The 17,473-nt window shown below is 66.0% G+C and carries 14 protein-coding genes and 2 tRNA genes; 13 read left to right on the forward strand and 3 right to left on the reverse strand.

What is annotated here, in order from left to right:
• Positions 1-300: 300 nt before the first annotated feature.
• Positions 301-374, reverse strand: a tRNA-Gly gene (locus O3669_RS04170).
• A 100-nt stretch (positions 375-474) separates the two neighbouring features.
• Between O3669_RS04170 and O3669_RS04175 the strand changes: the two genes are divergently transcribed.
• From O3669_RS04175 to O3669_RS04210, 8 genes are all read left to right on the forward strand, one after another.
• A tRNA-Pro gene (locus O3669_RS04175) sits at positions 475-551 on the forward strand.
• Positions 552-598: 47 nt separating this feature from the next.
• Positions 599-880, forward strand: coding sequence for an FMN-dependent dehydrogenase (locus tag O3669_RS04180; RefSeq protein ID WP_295921263.1), 282 nt, complete (start codon positions 599-601; stop codon positions 878-880).
• Positions 881-1,098: 218 nt separating this feature from the next.
• Complete coding sequence (gene tig, locus O3669_RS04185) at positions 1,099-2,418, forward strand: trigger factor (protein WP_371523769.1); 1,320 nt, start codon at positions 1,099-1,101, stop codon at positions 2,416-2,418.
• A gap of 189 nt (positions 2,419-2,607) precedes the next feature.
• A complete protein-coding gene (locus O3669_RS04190) occupies positions 2,608-3,219 on the forward strand; it encodes an ATP-dependent Clp protease proteolytic subunit (RefSeq protein ID WP_070835075.1) in 612 nt (203 codons plus the stop codon).
• A complete protein-coding gene (locus O3669_RS04195; protein ID WP_314770467.1) occupies positions 3,219-3,863 on the forward strand; it encodes an ATP-dependent Clp protease proteolytic subunit in 645 nt (214 codons plus the stop codon). The genes O3669_RS04190 and O3669_RS04195 overlap by 1 nt, the downstream gene beginning before the upstream one ends.
• 242 nt (positions 3,864-4,105) lie before the next feature.
• Positions 4,106-5,365, forward strand: coding sequence for an ATP-dependent Clp protease ATP-binding subunit ClpX (clpX, locus tag O3669_RS04200; protein ID WP_371523770.1), 1,260 nt, complete (start codon positions 4,106-4,108; stop codon positions 5,363-5,365).
• 48 nt (positions 5,366-5,413) lie between these two features.
• Complete coding sequence (locus O3669_RS04205; RefSeq protein ID WP_314770468.1) at positions 5,414-5,770, forward strand: chorismate mutase; 357 nt, start codon at positions 5,414-5,416, stop codon at positions 5,768-5,770.
• A 128-nt stretch (positions 5,771-5,898) separates the two neighbouring features.
• Positions 5,899-6,924, forward strand: a complete 1,026-nt coding sequence (locus O3669_RS04210) for a LacI family DNA-binding transcriptional regulator (RefSeq protein WP_371523771.1) — start codon at positions 5,899-5,901, stop codon at positions 6,922-6,924.
• 84 nt (positions 6,925-7,008) lie between these two features.
• On the opposite strand, the gene O3669_RS04215 is transcribed toward O3669_RS04210, so the two are convergent.
• A complete protein-coding gene (locus O3669_RS04215; protein WP_371523772.1) occupies positions 7,009-10,047 on the reverse strand; it encodes a glycoside hydrolase family 2 TIM barrel-domain containing protein in 3,039 nt (1,012 codons plus the stop codon).
• Positions 10,048-10,235: 188 nt separating this feature from the next.
• On the opposite strand from O3669_RS04215, the gene O3669_RS04220 reads away from it, so the two are divergent.
• The 5 genes from O3669_RS04220 (at position 10,236) to O3669_RS04240 (ending at position 15,422) form a co-directional block, all read left to right on the forward strand.
• Positions 10,236-11,678 (forward strand): glycoside-pentoside-hexuronide (GPH):cation symporter, encoded by a 1,443-nt coding sequence (locus O3669_RS04220; RefSeq protein WP_371523773.1) that lies wholly within the window; start codon positions 10,236-10,238, stop codon positions 11,676-11,678.
• 304 nt (positions 11,679-11,982) lie between these two features.
• Positions 11,983-12,450 (forward strand): hypothetical protein, encoded by a 468-nt coding sequence (locus tag O3669_RS04225; RefSeq protein WP_371523774.1) that lies wholly within the window; start codon positions 11,983-11,985, stop codon positions 12,448-12,450.
• Complete coding sequence (locus O3669_RS04230; RefSeq protein ID WP_371523776.1) at positions 12,447-13,529, forward strand: peptidoglycan-binding protein; 1,083 nt, start codon at positions 12,447-12,449, stop codon at positions 13,527-13,529. Before O3669_RS04225 ends, O3669_RS04230 begins: the two co-directional genes overlap by 4 nt.
• Positions 13,526-14,224, forward strand: coding sequence for an ABC transporter ATP-binding protein (locus O3669_RS04235; protein ID WP_371523778.1), 699 nt, complete (start codon positions 13,526-13,528; stop codon positions 14,222-14,224). The genes O3669_RS04230 and O3669_RS04235 overlap by 4 nt, the downstream gene beginning before the upstream one ends.
• Positions 14,214-15,422 carry an ABC transporter permease gene (locus tag O3669_RS04240; RefSeq protein WP_371523780.1) on the forward strand — a complete coding sequence of 403 codons (1,209 nt, stop codon included), beginning with the start codon at positions 14,214-14,216 and terminating at the stop codon, positions 15,420-15,422. The genes O3669_RS04235 and O3669_RS04240 overlap by 11 nt, the downstream gene beginning before the upstream one ends.
• Positions 15,423-15,537: 115 nt before the next feature.
• Here the strand turns inward: O3669_RS04240 and O3669_RS04245 are convergent, their stop codons facing one another.
• A complete protein-coding gene (locus O3669_RS04245) occupies positions 15,538-17,421 on the reverse strand; it encodes a long-chain fatty acid--CoA ligase (protein WP_371523781.1) in 1,884 nt (627 codons plus the stop codon).
• Positions 17,422-17,473 lie beyond the last annotated feature (52 nt).

Below are 17,473 nucleotides of genomic sequence, written 5' to 3' on the forward strand. Positions count from 1 at the left end.
CTAGGCGCACTCTCTTGACCTTCGCGCACCACAGCAGCTATCCTGGACACCAGGACAAGGGCTGAAACGGATACTTGGCAGCGCGAGCTGTTAGATGATGACCGCGAAACCTGACGAACCAGAGCCTCGTAATAGCTCACTCGTGAGCGGCAGACTGACGTCGGTCCTGAAAACCCCCTTCCCTTTGGGTTGGGGGTTTTGTGTTGCCCGATTGAGCAGCTGTCGCGCCCAAGTCAGCCGCATCGTCGGGTGTGAGCAAAAGAAAGCCCCGGACCAGCTGGCCCGGGGCTTTCCGTATTGTGGAGCGGATGACGGGAATCGAACCCGCGTGATCTGCTTGGAAGGCAGAGGCTCTACCATTGAGCTACATCCGCGTACCCCCGAAGGGGACACGCAAGATCCTAGCGTCAAACGTCCACGTGCGCGACATTTAGAATCCCCTCCCGTATGATGGGGCAACGGACACACGTCCATCGGGGTGTAGCGCAGCTTGGTAGCGCATCTGCTTTGGGAGCAGAGGGTCGCAGGTTCAAATCCTGTCACCCCGACCAACAGCGGCAGCAATGTCGCAACGGCCACAACGAGCAGGGGAGGGGCCATGCCGTCCTACCGGACCATCCTCACGGTCACCACCCTGGCACCCGGACGCCGCCCCGAAGAAGTCGAACAGGCGGCGCGCCGGGTCACCCGACTCGAATCCTGGGACATCGCCATCGCCGCAGGGCAGCCCCGTGTCACCGCCCGATTCACCGCCGTTGACGACGCCGAGGCCCGAGCTACGCACGCCGCGATCGTCGGTGGCGTGCGTGAGGTTGCGAACGTGCCTCGGGCGCGATTGGCAGCCGTCGTGCGCGGTCGCTCCCACTACCTGACCCCCTAACGAGCCCCGATCCGACAAGCCAGCCCAGGCCTCGTTCCAGGCCCTACGGGAGCGACACGCGTGTGTGATTGCGCACGAGAAGGGGCCGTGATCGGCTCCATACACCCGTTTTGGCACGGCGAAGAGAGACATCGTGGGGGCCGTAGCGTACACTGGGCGAGTTGTTATACGCCCAAAATGGGCGTTCCCCCGATTTGTAGACTACGGAGCGTACGCACGTGAAGAGCACCGTTGAAACCCTCGAGCCCACCAAGGTTCGTCTGACCGTTGAGGTTCCCTTCGAGGAACTGAAGTCCGAGATGGACAAGGCGTACAAGGAGATCGCCGGACAGGTCAACATCCCCGGCTTCCGTAAGGGCCACGTGCCTCCGCGCATCATCGACCAGCGCTTCGGCCGCGCCGCCGTCATCGAGCAGGTCGTCAACCAGGTCCTGCCCGGCCACTACTCCGACGCCGTCAACGAGAACGACCTGCGCCCCATGGCTCAGCCCACCGTCGACGTCACCGAGATCCCCAACGTGACCGGCGCCCAGGGCGGCCAGCTCGTCTTCACTGCCGAGGTTGACGTCGTCCCCGCCTTCGAGCTGCCCGAGATCGACGAGTCCATCGTCGTCGAGGTCGCCCCCACCGAGGTCACCGACGAGGACGTGGAGAAGGAACTCGAGGACCTGCGCGGCCGCTTCGCGACCCTCAAGACCATCAACCGCAAGGCCAAGACCGGCGACTTCGCGACCATCGACCTGGTCGCTACCATCAACGGCGAGCAGGTTGACTCCGCCTCCGACGTCTCCTACGAGATTGGCTCGGGCACCATGCTCGACGGCCAGGACACCGCCCTGCGCGGCACCAAGGCCGGCGACGAGGTCACCTTCACGTCCACGCTCAAGGGCGGCGACCACGAGGGTGAAGAGGCCGAGGTCACCATCACCGTCAAGGCCATGAAGGCGCGCGAGCTGCCCAAGGCCGACGACGACTTCGCCCAGATGGTCTCCGAATTCGACACTATGGAGGAGCTCACCGAGGACCTGAAGAAGCAGGCCGCCGAGTCCAAGGAGTCCCAGCAGGCCCTCGCCGCGCGCGATGCCCTTATCGACGTCCTGCTGGACAAGGTCGAGATCGTCCTGCCCGAGTCCGCGGTCGACCACCAGGTCGAGCACCGCGTCGGCGAGGACGCCAAGCCCAACGAGAAGAAGGAAGCCCGCGAGGCTGTCGAGAAGGAGATCCGCACCGAGCTGCTCTCCGAGGCCCTGGCCAAGAAGTTCGACGTGCAGGTCTCCCAGCAGGAGCTGATCGACTACGCGATCCAGATGTCGCAGAACTTCGGCATTGACATCAACCAGCTGTTCTCCTCCTCCCAGCAGATGGCTAACGTTGTGGCCGACCTGGGCCGCTCGAAGGCTCTCATCGAGGCCCTCAAGGTCGTCACCGTCAAGGACACGAACGGCGCCGACGTCGACCTGTCCAAGTTCTTCGGCACCGATCCGGCCGCCGAAGAGGGTGCGGAGATCATCACCGAGGTGGCCGACGAGCAGGAGTGAGTGAGGGCGCGGTCCCATCCGCGTTCGATCACCCCGATCTGACGACGAGGGGCGAGGCTACGGCCTCGCCCCTCGAGCACATGTGCCGACAGCGAAACGGCGGCCCGGCGCGCGCACGAGCGGGCGCGCACCGGGTACGGTTGACACCAATGGGGCCGCTTGGGCCCGCGAACAGACGAGGAGGTACGCGTGAGCGTGCACAATACCGGGGCTGCCGGCGAAGGCTCGCAGCTGGGACTGGGCGACTCGGTCTACCAGCGCCTGCTCAAGGAGCGCATCATTTGGCTGGGCGGCGAGGTTCGCGATGACAATGCGAACGCGATCTGCGCGCAGCTGCTGCTGCTCGCGGCAGAGGACCCGGACCGCGACATCTACCTGTACATCAACTCGCCCGGCGGCTCGGTGACGGCCGGCATGGCCATCTACGACACGATGCAGTACATCAAGCCGGACGTCGTCACGGTCGGCATGGGCCTGGCCGCGTCGATGGGCCAGTTCCTGCTCACTGCGGGCGCGCCCGGCAAGCGCTACATCACGCCCCACACCCGCGTCCTGCTGCACCAGCCCCTGGGCGGTGCGGGCGGCTCCGCGACGGAGATTCGCATCAACGCGGACCTGATCTTGGGCATGAAGAAGGAACTCGCAGCCATCACCGCGTCTCGAACGGGTAAGACCGTTGAGCAGGTGGAGGCCGACGGCGATCGCGACCACTGGTTCACGGCGCAGGAGGCCCTCGAGTACGGCTTCGTTGACCGCGTGATCGACAGCCCGCAGGAGATCGGAACGCGAGGAGAGAACTGATGAGCACTCAGCCCTACTTTGAGGCGGTCGCCCGCCAGATGCCGCAGGCCCGCTATGTGCTGCCCGATTTCGAGGAGCGCACGGCTTACGGTTTCCGCCGCCAGAATCCCTACACGAAGCTGTTCGAGGACCGCATCGTGTTCCTGGGCGTGCAGGTCGATGACGCCAGCGCGGACGACGTGATGGCGCAGCTCCTGGTCCTAGAGTCCCAGGATCCGGATTCGCTGATCACCATGTACATCAACTCGCCCGGCGGCTCCTTCACGGCGCTGACCGCGATCTACGACACGATGCAGTACATCAAGCCGCAGGTGCAGACGGTGTGCCTGGGCCAGGCCGCCTCCGCAGCGGCCGTGCTGCTGGCGGCTGGTTCGCCCGGCAAGCGCCTGGCGCTGCCCAACGCTCGTATCCTTATTCACCAGCCGGCGATGGAGGGTATGCAGGGGCAGGCCTCGGACATTCAGATCGTCGCCGACGAGATCGACCGCATGCGCGCGTGGCTCGAGGACACCATCTCGAAGCACTCGGGCAAGCCGGTGGAGCAGGTGCGTCGCGACATCGAGCGCGACAAGATCCTCACCGCCCCGCAGGCCGCCGAGTATGGCCTGATCGACCAGGTGCTGGAGTCTCGTAAGGCTCTGTGACGTTCTCGTCATCGACGAGGCCGTGGCTGCCCCGCGCGCATATGCGTGGTGGGTGCCACGGCCTCGTTGTTATTTGCCTGGTCAGACGGTTGCCGCGCTGACAATTGTCGGCTACAGGTGAACTTTTCATAACAATAGGCGTGGCTAAGCGGGAATATCCCTCGCGTGCACTACGTTATTTGCTAGTAAGTGCGAAAGCACATCCGACCGAATGGCAAAATGTTCAACACCTTGGAGGTCTCGTGGCTCGTCTGACTGATGGCGCGGAACTGCTCAAGTGCTCTTTCTGCGGGAAGAGCCAGAAGCAGGTACGTAAGCTCATTGGCGGCTCCGGCGCATATATCTGCGACGAGTGCATTGAGCTGTGCAACGAGATCATCGAGGAGGAACTCGGTTCGCAGCAGTCCTCCTCGTCTGCGACGCCGCTGCCAAAGCCGCGCGAAATTAACGAATTCCTCAATACTTGGGTGATCGGTCAGGATCGGGCCAAGCGTGCGCTGTCCGTGGCCGTGTATAACCACTACAAGCGTATTCGTTCGCGCGAAGCTGGCAACGCGGAAGACATGTTGGGTACCAAGTCCAACATCTTGCTCCTGGGTCCCACGGGCACGGGCAAGACCCACCTGGCGCGCTGCCTCGCCCGTCTCCTCGACGTGCCTTTCGCGATCGTGGACGCGACTGCCCTGACTGAGGCCGGCTACGTGGGCGAGGACGTGGAGAACATCCTCCTGCGCCTCATCCAGGAGGCCGACGGCGACATCAAGAAGGCCGAGAAGGGCATCATCTACGTCGACGAGATCGACAAGATCGGCCGCAAGGCCGAGAATGCCTCCATCACACGCGACGTGTCGGGCGAGGGTGTGCAGCAGGCTCTCCTGAAGATCATCGAGGGCACGGTCGCCTCCGTTCCTCCCACGGGCGGACGCAAGCACCCCCATCAGCAGTTCCTGGAGATCGACACCTCCGGCATCCTGTTCATTGCGGCTGGCGCTTTCGCCGGCATCGAAGACATCGTCAAAGCCCGCCTGGGTCGACGCTCCACGGGCTTTGGCTCCGAGCTCAAGAGCGCCTCGGAGATGGGCGACCTCTACGAAGCCGTCAGCGCCGAGGACCTGCACAAGTTCGGCATGATCCCCGAGTTCATCGGCCGTCTGCCCATCCTGACTTCCACGAAGGAACTCACGGAGGAGGACCTGGTGCGCGTCCTCACCGAGCCGTCGAACTCGCTGGTGCGCCAGTATCAGCACCTCTTCGAGCTTGACGACATGGACCTGGAATTCACGCACGAGGCGCTGCTGGCGATTGCCGCGCTCGCGAACGAGCGCAAGACCGGCGCCCGAGGCCTGTCTTCGATCATGGAACAAACCCTCTCGGACCTCATGTTCGATCTGCCCAGCCGCGACGACGTCGCCCGCGTGCTCGTCACTCGCGACCTGGTCGAGGGGTTTGGCGAGGCCGAGCTGTACCCCGAACGCTCCTCGGAAGGCAAACGCAGCGCCTGATCCCTCCCGCTACACTGAGGCTCAGTCGAAACGATAGGGGAGGAAGTCATGGCAGAGCGTGACGAGGCCGTTGTGTCCGCGTCGGCGGACCGCGGAGTGAGCGGCGTACCCGCTGAGCTTGCGCAGGCGCGTGTCACGATCGACAACATTGATGCGGCCCTGGTTCATATCCTGGCTGAGCGTTTCCGTTGCACGCAGCGCGTCGGACACATCAAGGCGCGCCTGGATCTGCCGCCCGCCGACCCCGAGCGCGAGGCTCGCCAGGTCGAGCGCCTGCGTGCGCTGGCCGCATCCTCTGGCCTTGACCCCGATTTCGCTGAAAAGTTCCTGGGCTTCATGGTGCGCGAAGTCATCCGCCACCACGAGGACATCAAGGCCGAGTACGACGAGGTGTCCCGCGCCTGAGCTGGGCAAACCCCGCCCCGGCCTCGTCCATCACACGGGCGGCGTGCCGGTGCGTTGGTTGCTCTGGGGACCCAGCCGGTCGGCTACACTGTCTCGCGTCGAACATCAGGTGTTGGGAATAGGGAGTCATGGTTAATCTAGGCGACATTGCCAAGGCGACGGGGTTCTCGAAGGCCACCGTGTCTCGCGTCCTGTCGGGCGATCCGACCTTCATCGCGAAAGAATCCACCCGACACCGAGTGATTCAGGTCGCCAACGAGCTCGGCTACGCGCTGCGCACATCCCGCTCCAGCATCCCCCTGACCATCGCCGTGCTCGAAAACTTCGACCCGTCCAACGGTCCCCAAGACTCCTACTTTTCCAACGTGCGCGAGGCGCTGCGCGAACGCGCAGCCGAGAACATGATGTCTCTGACATTCTTCCCGGACGTGCGCGCCCTGGTCGAGGCCGGGCAAGACTACTCCGGCTTCGTGTCCCTTGGCCCCGCGCCCCTGACGCGGGACAACCTGGAGGCGCTGCACGAGGCGCTGCCCCACGGCGTGTTCATCGACATCAATCCCGCTCCCACGCTCTTCCACTCCGTGCGCCCCGACCTGCAACAGACCGTCATCGACGCAATCTACGCGCTGCGCGAGAGCGGCCGGGAGCGCATCGCGTTCATCGGGGGCGACGGGCACGTGATGGGCAGCCACGTGTTCGGCCAGGACCCGCGTACCGTCGCCTTTGACGAGTGGGCGCGCCTGCTGGCCATGCCCATCGAGGGTCTTGTCCGCGCCTCCGGCCCCTTCTCTGTGGACAACGGCCGACGCCAGGTCGACGAGCTGGTTGAGTCCCTGGGCGAGGACCTGCCCGACGCGATCCTGGTCGCCGCAGACTCCCTCGCCGTGGGCGTCCTCCAGGCGCTATCTGCGCGAGCGATCCGCGTGCCCGATCAGGTCGCCGTCGTCTCCATCGACAACCTGGAGGTGTGCCAGTACACGGCCCCGCCGCTGAGCTCCTACGCGATAAAACGTTCCGAGCTGGCCGAGACTGCCCTCATGCTGCTGTCCGACTCGATCGTGGGGCGCTTCACGCACAAGCATCACGTGCTTCTGTCGACTCAGCTGGTTGCGCGCCAGAGTTTCGTGCCCGCCACGGCCGAACCCGAGTCCTGAGCGTCGGGTGGATCTCGCGTCGAGGGCCAATAGGCAGCCGGCGGCGGCGCGGTGGGTACTCACCGCGCCGCCGCCGGTTTCATCTCAGATGAGCGAGAGCGTCACGTCGAGGACCTGCGTGCCACTCGCGTCGACGTGGAACTCATCGTGGACCGGTGAGCCCCACGAGTCGTCGCCGCCGACCCCCATCTGAGCGGTGAGGAGGCGCAGGTAGGTCGCCGCGCGCCGCTCGGGTGCGGGCATCTCCCACCAGTGTGCGGCCTGCTCGATCTGGGCCGAGGAGTAGGGCAGGAGCGAGACGCCCAGCTCGCCGCGCGCCTCGATGCGCAGGCCGTGGCCCTCGGCGTCCCTCACCTCGCACCAGCGGGTTCCCGGGTGGTAGCCCGTCTCCTGGGGCACCGCGTAGGGCGCGAGTCCCTGCACCGCGCTGGCCTCCCACACGCCGAGGTTCGCCCCGTCCAGTCGGTCCGCGTACGCCTCAACGGGGCCGAGGCCGTAGAAGCGCAGGTGGTCAATCGAGGACGGCAGTGCCCACTCCACGCCGAAGCAGGGCATCGTCGGGAGTCCCTGTGCGCCCGGGTAGGTCGCGGTCAAGCGGATCGTGCCGTCGGCGCGCAGCTCGTAGCAGACCGGAACGATCACGTCCTCCAAGCCCGCGAGCTTGTACTCGTAGGTCACGACAACGCCGCCGGGTCCCTCCTCGACGCTGGTGTCCACGCAGCGCGCGTAGGCACCCGCCGTCGTCCAGCACGCACGATCGAATCCGTGGCCGCACCCACGGTCGTTGTCCGTGAGCGGACGGAAGGTGGTCAGGCGCGGCGGGCGCAACACCATGGCCGTCTGGCCGCGCTTCCACTGGACGATGCCGCCCGCCGTGCGAGACAGCAGCGCCTCGTTGTCGCCCTCGCGCATGCCGATGTTCCAGCGGCCCACCGTGAAGGAGGCTCCGCCCGCAGGCGCGGTGTCGGCCACTTCGGGACGCGAGTGAATCGTCTGCCCGACGGACACGACATGTCCGGCCTCGCACCAGGGCGTATCGGAGGCCAGGACGAGCGCAGCCTCCAAAACGATCTCGCGCTGCGTGTCGGCCAGGAGGTCGCTCGGGCAACTCACGGCCACGGCGCTCTCCTCGCCGGGGGCAGCCACGGCCTCGTACGTCTCCTCCCACGCGACCTCGCCATCAGCGAGGACCCGGGCGCGGATGCACAGATCGGAGGCAGGGGCGGGCAGCGCCACCGCGGACACCGCGATCCCATCCGAGCTCGGAGTGAGCGTCACGGGGGAGTAGAGGGCCTTGACGGCCTGCGCCTGGGGCTTAGGCGTACGATCCGCAAACAGGATGCCGTCGCAGGAGAACTCCCAGTCGCACGGGCGTTCGCCGAAGTCGCCGCCGTAGGCCAGGAACTCCCCACCCGACGCGGCCGTGGCCTCGTGGTACAGGGCCTGATCGACGAGGTCCCACATGAAACCGCCACCATATTCGGGGTAGCTCTCCAACGCCGTGTAGAGCTGAAGACCACCCACCGAATTACCCATCGAGTGCATGTACTCGCACGACAGGTAGGGCTTCTTGGGAGCAGAGCGCAGGTACTCCTCAATCGCGTCGGGCAACGCGTACATGCGCGACTCGATATCGGAGGCGTCGTCGAACTCGCGATCCCAGGTCACGCCCTCGTAGTGGACCGGGCGTGCCGGATCCAGCTCGCGCGAGCGGCGGTACATCGAGCGGAACACCTCACCGCCATACGATTCGTTGCCCAGCGACCAGATCAGCACGCTCGCGTGGTTACGATCCTGGAGCACCATCGACTCCACGCGATCCACGCACGCGCCCTCCCACTCCATCTTCGAACCCGGAATCGCCGTCTCGGGCGTCGGAATGTCGCCCGGCGTGCACCACGAGCCGTGGGTCTCCAGGTTCGCCTCGTCGATGACGTACAGGCCAAACTCGTCGCACAGATCCAGGAAACGCGTGTCGTTGGGGTAGTGGCTCGTACGAATCGCGTTGATGTTGAGCTGCTTGCACATGCGCACGTCCGTCACCATGTCCTCCATCGACATCGTTCGGCCCGTGCGCGGATCGAACTCGTGACGGTTGACTCCGCGGAAGATCAGGCGGCGCCCGTTGAGCATGAAGACGCCATCGACAATCTCGAAGCGACGGAATCCCACGCGCTGGCTCACGCGCTCCACGCTCACCCCGTCGGGGCCGCGCAGCTCGAGGGTCAGCGTGTACAGAGTCGGCGACTCCGCACTCCACGGGGACACCTCCGCCAGGTCGGCAGTCAGCTCCAGGCGCTCCGCACTCGCGGGCCCCTCGGTGCGCCATGCGACCTTTCCGTCCGGGTCCGTCAGCTCGGCGGCCACGGTCAGGCCCTCGCAGGCCCCCGCGATGGTGGCCGCGACGCTCAGGCCGCCCGAGCCGCTCGCGTGGTCGTAGTCGGCGCCCACCTCGAGGTTCTCCACGTGGGCCGCGGGCAGCGCCACCAGGCAGACCGAGCGGAACAGGCCGTGGAATCGCCAGGAGTCCTGGCCCTCCAGCCAGGAGGCGCTGGAGTGCTCGTAGCACACGACGACGATATCGTGCTGCTCCCGGTCGTCGGCCAGGGCACCCGTGATGTCGAACTCGCTGGCCGTGTAGCCGTCCTCGCAGTAGCCGACGAACGTGCCGTCCACCCAGATGTACAGGGCCGTCGCGAAGCCGTCGAAGCGCACTCGCACGCTGCCGCGCGCGTCCAGGGTCTGCGCCACGGCCTCGTCCAGTGTGAAGGAACGACGGTAGACAGCGACGCGGCAGTTCGCGGGAGCAGTGGGGGCCTGCGGGTCCTCGTGCCCATCCCAGGGCATCTGGATGTTGACGTAAGCCGGGGGCCACAGTCCCTCGGTTTCAAGGGTGGAGGGGACGGGCACTGCATGCACGTGCCCCTCAGTGAACGCACTGGTGGGGTTCTCCAGCGACACGCACTTGCCGGAGGTCAGTGCCACCTCCCAGATTCCGTCGAGGCTCTGGCGGGGCGCTGTGGAGCGGTGCGAGGAGCGGGCGCTCAGTCGATTGACAGCGAAGGCCTGCGGATCGTGGAGCCAGGCCGGGTTGGGCGTGTGGATAAGAGCGGGGTGGGACATGGTGACCTCCGAACGTGCGACGTTGCGTATGGAGCGAACTTGCTCTGCAATCAGGGTAACCGGTTGTTTCGATGAACGCAACTATGTAACCGCCTAACTGTCTGTAATCAAGACCACCCTTGCGATAGCAGGGTAAATACGTTAACTTAGAGGTGTCCAACCAAGAGTTGCTTCGAAGGAGAGGGACCATGTCGCACAACCAGGGTGCACACAAGAGCTGGGTATCGCGCATCTGCTACGCGATCGGCAATCTGGGACAGGCTGCGTACTACAATGCGCTGTCAACATTCTTTGTCACCTACTACGCGGCGCAGACACTGTTCCGCGACTACGAGGCCGAAGAAGCCACGGCGATGATCGGCATCATCACGGCACTCGTCTTCATTATTCGTATCGTCGAGATCTTCATTGACCCGCTGCTGGGTAACCTGGTGGACAATACGACCTCGCGCTGGGGGCGCTTCAAGCCCTGGCAGGTGATCGGCGGCGTCGGCTCATCGATCCTGCTCTTCGCGATCTTCACCGGACTTTTTGGCCTGGTCAACGTCAACAAGGGTGTTTTCATCGTCGTCTTCATCATCGTCTTCGTGGTGCTCGACGTCCTGTACTCGCTGCGTGACATCTCCTACTGGGGCATGATCCCCGCCCTGTCCTCCTCTTCCCAGGAGCGCAGCGTGTACACGGCTCTGGGCACCTTCACTGGCTCGATCGGCTACAACGGCGTCACCGCCATTGTGATCCCCGTGGTCGGGTTCTTCAGTTACATCGTCGGAGCGGACCGCGAGAGCCAGGCAGGATGGACCGGTTTCGGTGCGGTCATTGGGATCCTCGGTATCGTCACCTGCCTCGCCGTCGCATTCGGCACCCGCGAGGAGGAAAGCGTCCTGCGCGATTCGGGAGACAAGTCCAGCCCCCTCCAGGCGTTCCAGGCGATCGGTCGCAACGACCAGCTGCTGTGGGTGTCCGTGTCCTACGTGCTGTACTCCATCGCCAACGTCGCGACAACGGGCTTCATGATTTACCTCTTCAAGTTCGTGCTGCGCCTGCCCGACAGCTACTCGATCGTCGGCATCATCGCCTTCGTCGTCGGCCTGATCGTCACGCCCCTGTACCCGGCGATTAACCGCCGCGTGCCGCGCCGCTACCTTTACCTCGGCGGCATGGTGCTCATGGCTACCGCCTACATCTTGTTCATCCTCTTCTCCAAGAACCCCACGATCGTTTTCATCGCCCTGGTTCTCTTCTACCTGCCCGCCACCTGCATCCAGATGACCGCGATCCTGACGATCACGGACTCTGTCGAGTACGGCCAGCTCAAGACTGGCAAGCGCAACGAAGCCGTGACCCTGTCTGTCCGACCCATGCTGGACAAGATCGCCGGCGCCCTGTCCAACTCCATCGTCGGTTTTGTCGCCATCGCGGCCGCCATGACCAACGACGTCGATCCCAACCTGCTGACCACCGCGAACATCGAGACCTTCAAGACCGCGGCCTTCTACGCGCCCCTCGGCGTCATCGTCCTGGCCTTCCTGGTCTTCGCCTTCAAGGTCAGCCTGACGGAGAAGAAGCACGGCGAGATCGTCGAGATCCTCAAGCAGAACATGAGTCGCGCCGACATCACGGAGGGCTAAGCTCTCGCGGTCCTGACAAGAGGCTTGTTGGGTGAGGAAAGGGGGCGGGGGACGCGCGGGCGTTCCCCGCCCCGCTTTGTGTCAAGGAACGACGAGGCCGGGGCTGGCCTCGCTCTCACCATGCCCCACGCGAGGCTCAGCCCTGTGCGCACGCGGCCGCCACGGCCTCGTACCGGTGTTTCCAGGGTTGTCTGATGAAATTCTGCGCACGCTCCCTGATAGTTTTCAGGTAGCTTTCAGATTTGTGGATTGTAATGTAACTCGGAAGTGAGACCCACGCCCTAAAATCATTCAAGGAGTTTCAATGAAGACTCGCACGCAGACGCGCGTCCTTGCAGTTATCGCCCTCACCCTCGCGGCGGCCCTGAGCGCATGTGGTTCGACTGACTCGTCCGCGTCGTCCAGCACCAAGTCGCCGAGCGCGGGTTCCAACGCCGCGAGCAACGACCCCAACCTGGTCTTCGCCCAGTGCATGCGCGACAAGGGCTTCGATGTGCCCGACACGGGCTTGACCCCCGACCAGCTCAACGACACCTCCGACGCCTTCAACAATGCCCTCAACGAGTGCATGATGAAGGTGTCGAATCTGACGGGCGAAGGCAACATCGCCAACGACCCGGCCGTTCGCGAGGCCATGGTGAAGGGAGCCGAATGCCTGCGCGGCCTCGGCTACGACGTGAAGGACCCCCAGCCCGGCGAAGGCCTGAACCTGCCGGATATTCCTGAGAAGGATCTCAACAAGTGCTTTACGCAGGGGGGAGGCGCCAAGTGACGCGACCTCGATCCGCGCGCGCCGTGGCAGCCACAGCGCTCCTCGCGGTCGGTGCGCTGGCGATGTCCGCCTGCCAGGGGTCGAGTGCGGCTTCCGACGCCCCCCAGTCTTTTGATGGCGCGACGGCGACCGTCACGCGCGGGGACCTGGTGGGGGAGACCACCGTCCAGGGAAATCTGCGATACGCCGACTCCTACGTGCAAAAGAGCGCCTTTAACGGCGTCATCACCTCCCTGCCCACGCCCGGGACGACCCTGGGCCAGGGCGACCACGTCTACACGGTCGGCGGCACGAACTCCTACCTGCTCCACGGCGCGGTCCCCGCATGGCGCAGCTTCGAGGAGGGCATGAGCGACGGCCAGGACGTGACCCAGCTGGAGACCGCCCTGTCTGAGCTCGGCTACTTCGAGGCCACCCCCAACGGCCACTTCGACTGGAACACCATCTGGGCGATCAAGAAGTGGCAGAAGGCCCTCAGCCTGCCTCAGGACGGAACGCTGCCGCTCGGATCCGTGCTCTTTGCCCCCGAGGACCTGCGCGTCGGCGCGCTCAAATCCCGCGTGGGCGATACGGCCACGACCGAGACGGAACTCTTCACGGCCTCGTCCTCACGACAGATCGTCTCGGCGAACCTCAAGCTCTCCGACCAGGCCCTCGGCGTTGTCGGAAACTCGGTGACCATCCGCCTGCCCGGCTCCGCCAAGACGACGACCGGGACGATCAGCGCGGTCGAGCCCCCGACCGACAAGCCCGGGGACGCCTCGTCTAGCAACAAGGAAGCCTCCAAGGAACGCATCGTCCCGGTGACGATTACCCCGGATGACCCCTCCGCCCTCGAAGGGCTGCAGGAGGCATCGGTGTCCCTCGGCTTCACCTCTGAGTCGCGCTCCGGCGTGCTTTCCGTGCCTCTCGGCGCGCTCGTCGCGCTGAGCGCCGACCAGTTCGGCGTCGAAGTCGTCGACGATGCTGGCAACATCACGCGAGTTCCCGTCACCGTCGGCCTGTTCGCGGGAGACCGCGTCGAAGTGAGCGGCGACGGCATCACCGAAGGCCAGCGCGTGGTGGTGCCCAACCGATGAGCCACATTCTGGAACTGACCGACGTGCACCGGTCGTTTGGCTCACCGCCCGTGCACGCCTGCAACGGAGTGTCCCTGAGCGTCGACGAGGGCGAATTCGTCGCCATCGTCGGCCCCTCGGGTTCCGGAAAATCGACTCTGCTCAACCTGATTGGAACGCTGGACCGGCCCACCTCGGGCAGCGTGCGCATCGACGGAACCGACGTGTCCTCCCTGCGCGATACCGAACTGTCCGGCGTGCGCTCGTCGCTGATCGGCTTCGTGTTCCAGCAGTTCCACCTCACCGCCGGCGTGTCCGCCTTGGATAACGTGGCCGACGGGCTGCTGTACCGGGGCGTGCCGCGCGCCAAGCGCCGCGAGGCCGCGCGTGAGGCCCTGACCCGCGTGGGCCTCGGGCACCGCATGGACCACAAGCCCCACCAGATGTCGGGCGGCGAACGCCAGAGAGTCGCCATCGCGCGCGCCATCATCGGCCACCCGGCCCTGCTGCTCGCCGACGAGCCCACCGGCAACCTGGACTCACGATCCGGCGCGTCCATCGTCGAACTCCTACGCGAGCTCAACGAGGCCGGCACCACCATCATCGTGATTACTCACGACAACGAACTGGCGGCCTCGCTGCCGCGCCAAATCGCCATTCGCGACGGCGAGATCGTATCCGACTCCGCGCACCCGGGAGGTGACCATGACGAGTAGACGGCACGCCCGCACGCACCGCTCTCGCCTGCGCGCCTCCGACGTCGCGCGCCTGGGCCTGACCGGCCTGCGCGCCCGGCCTATGCGCGCTGTCCTGTCCGCCCTGGGCATCGCGATCGGTATCGCCGCCATGGTCGGTGTCGTCGGAGTCTCCGCATCCTCGCAGGCCCGCCTCCAAGAGCAGCTGCGGGCGCTGGGCACGAACATGCTCACCGCGCGAAGCGGCGCCGACCTGAGCGGTGCGGACCTTATCCTGCCCGAGGACTCTGTGGGACGCGTCCGCATGATCCCCGGAGTCACCGCCGCGGCCTCCACCTCCACGCTGTCGGGCGTGTCCGTGTACCGCTCGCGTCTGTCCGACCCGAACGCGACCGGCGGCATCATCACGATGGCCGCGGACACGAACCTCCTCCAGGTCGTCTCGGGAAAGATGCAGTCCGGTGCGTGGCTTAATGACGCGACCGCTCGATACCCGGGCGTGGTGCTCGGCTCCAAGGCCGCGCAGCTGCTCGGCGTCGTCGAGCCGGGCACACAGGTCTGGCTGGGAGGGCGATCCTTCACGGTGCTCGGCATCATGGAACCCGCGCCGCTGGCCGAGGAGCTCGACAACTCCGCGCTCATCGGTGTCTCCGCTGCCTCGACCTACTTTGACTCGGGTAAGACGCCGACGACGATCTACGAGCGTTCCTCCGAAGATCAGGTCGAAAACGTGCGCGCCCTTCTCGGCCCGACGCTGGCTCCGCAGGGGGCCACGGGCCTGAAGGTCTCGCGTCCCTCCGACGCGCTGGCTGCCCAGAACGCGGCCGACCAGACGCTGACCACCCTGCTCGCGGGCGTCGGATCGATCGCCCTGCTGGTGGGCGGCATCGGCGTGGCCAACACGATGATCATCTCTGTCCTGGAGCGCCGCAAGGAGATCGGCCTGCGCCGCTCTCTGGGGGCCAAGCGCAGCCACATCAGCGTCCAGTTCCTGGCCGAGGCCCTGATCCTGTCCTTCCTGGGCGGCGTCGCCGGGTGCCTGATCGGCGGGGGAGTCACGTGGGGCATGTGTATCGCCTACGGGTGGCCGCCCACCCTTCACTGGTGGGTGATCGCCGCCGGCCTGGGCGCGACCGTCCTCATCGGTGCGATCGCCGGCCTGTATCCCGCGATTCGCGCGGCACGCACGCCTCCGACGGCGGCGCTCGCCTCGCAGTAGTCGCACTTACGCACGAGGCCGTGGCCGACTCGCAGTTCCCCTACCCTTCACGGGGGAGCGTGAGCCAGCCACGGCCTCGTCTATGCGCGACGGATCGTGGCGAGCCGGGTGCCGCTCAGGCTTGCACCGGGCCGCCGTAGATCTCGTCGATGACGGGTGCGAGGCGGCGCGTGGCCTCCAGGCGCTTGACCTTCAGCGAGGGCGTGAGCAGGCCGTTCGCCTCCGTGAAGTCGGTCGTGAGGACCTTGATCTTGCGGATCGATTCGGCGCGCGAGACGTGCTCGTTCGCCGAGGCCACCGCCTTTTCCAGGGAGGCCAGGACCTCGACGTTCGTGGCCGCCTCGGCCACGCTCATCGGCGGCAGCGAGTGGGCGGCGAGCCAATCGGGCAGCATCTCTGCGTCCAGCGTGATGAGCGCGGCGATGAAGGGCCGCTGGTCGCCCACGACCAGGACCTGGGAGATGAGCGGGTGGGAGCGCATCGGATTCTCGAGGGCGGCCGGGGCGACGTTCTTGCCGCCCGCCGTCACGATGATCTCCTTCGCGCGGCCCGTAATGGACACGTAGCCGTCGCGGTCGAGGGACCCCAGGTCGCCCGTGCGGAACCAGCCGTCGTCGGTGAAGCAGGCGGCCGTGGCCTCGGGGTCGTTGTGGTAGCGCTGGAAGACGCTGGGGCCCTGCAGGAGGATTTCGCCTTCGTCGCTGATCTTGAAGGACATGGGCGGCAGGGCCGGGCCCACGGTGCCGATCTTGGACAGGCGGGGCGTGTTGACCGAGACCGGGCCGACCGTCTCGGTCAGGCCGTAGCCCTCCAGGACGGGGATGCCGACGCCGCGGTAGAAGTGCGCGAGCCAGGGGGCCAGGGGCGCGCCGCCGGAGACGATGTAGTCTGCGTTGCCGCCCACCAGACGGATGATCTGCTGATAGACGAGCTTGTCCGCCAGCGCGTGCTGGGCCTTGAGCGACGCGGTCGGGCCCTCTTCGGTGTCCAGGGCCTGGGAGTAGGCGATCGCGACCTTGGCCGCCCAGCGGAAGATCTTCTGCTTCGGGCCGCGCGCCTTCGTGTCCGCCGAGTTGTAGATCTTCTCCAGGACGCGCGGGACGACCAGGAGGTAGCTCGGGCGGAACGACGCCAGGTCGGGTAGGAGGTTCTTGATGTTGGGCGCGTGGCCGAGGACGCCGTTGCCGCTGATCTGGAAGACCTGCAGGAAACGCGCGAACACGTGGGCGAGGGGCAGGAAGAGGAGCAAGCGCGAGTTCTTGCCCGCCGCGATTTCCGGCATCCACGCGTGGGCGTTCAGGCACAGGTTCGTGAAGTTCTCGTGGCTCAGGACCGTGCCCTTGGGCGTACCCGTCGTGCCCGACGTGTAGACGATGGTGGCGATGTCGTCCTTCGTGAGGGCTTCGGAGCGGGCGAGGACGCGCTCGCGCGGGGTGGCCGAGCCCTCCGCGATGAGGGTTTCGATGGCCTCCGAGTCCAGGGAGAGGACGTGCGTGTTGTCGCGGTTTTCGCGCTCGGCGGCGGCGCGCACGATCTCCGCCATGGACACGGTCTCGGTGATGATGAGGTGGACGTCCGCGTCGACGAGGACGTGGGCGACCTGGTCGATGGAGCTGGTTTCGTAGATGGGTACGGGGACGAGGCCGGCCGCCCAGCATGCGAAGTCGAGGAGCGTCCACTCGTAGCGGGTGCGGCTCATGATCGCGACCCTGTCGCCGGGCTCGAGGCCCCGCGCGATGAGGCCGGCGGCGAGCGCATGGACCTCGTCGTAGAACTCGCGCGCCGTGATGGAGCGCCACGTGTCGCCGATGCCGATCTTGCGCAGGATGAGGGGGCGGGTGGCGCCGCGCTGCACGCGCTCCTTGAGCAGGTGGGGGATCGTCGTGTGCTCGTCGATGCGCACCAGGACGGGGGCGTGCCACTCGAGGGCTTCGGTGGTCGTCTGCGCCTGCGTCGGTGCGTCGTCGTTGGACGAGGCCGGGGTTTCCTTGTTGGTCATGCGTGCTCCCTGGTCGCTGGGCGGTGAGCGCCGCGGGACGGGGCCAGCGGCG

Origin of the sequence: Pauljensenia sp. 20925_1_34 (genome assembly GCF_041432775.1) — a bacterium.
GTDB lineage: Bacteria > Actinomycetota > Actinomycetes > Actinomycetales > Actinomycetaceae > Pauljensenia.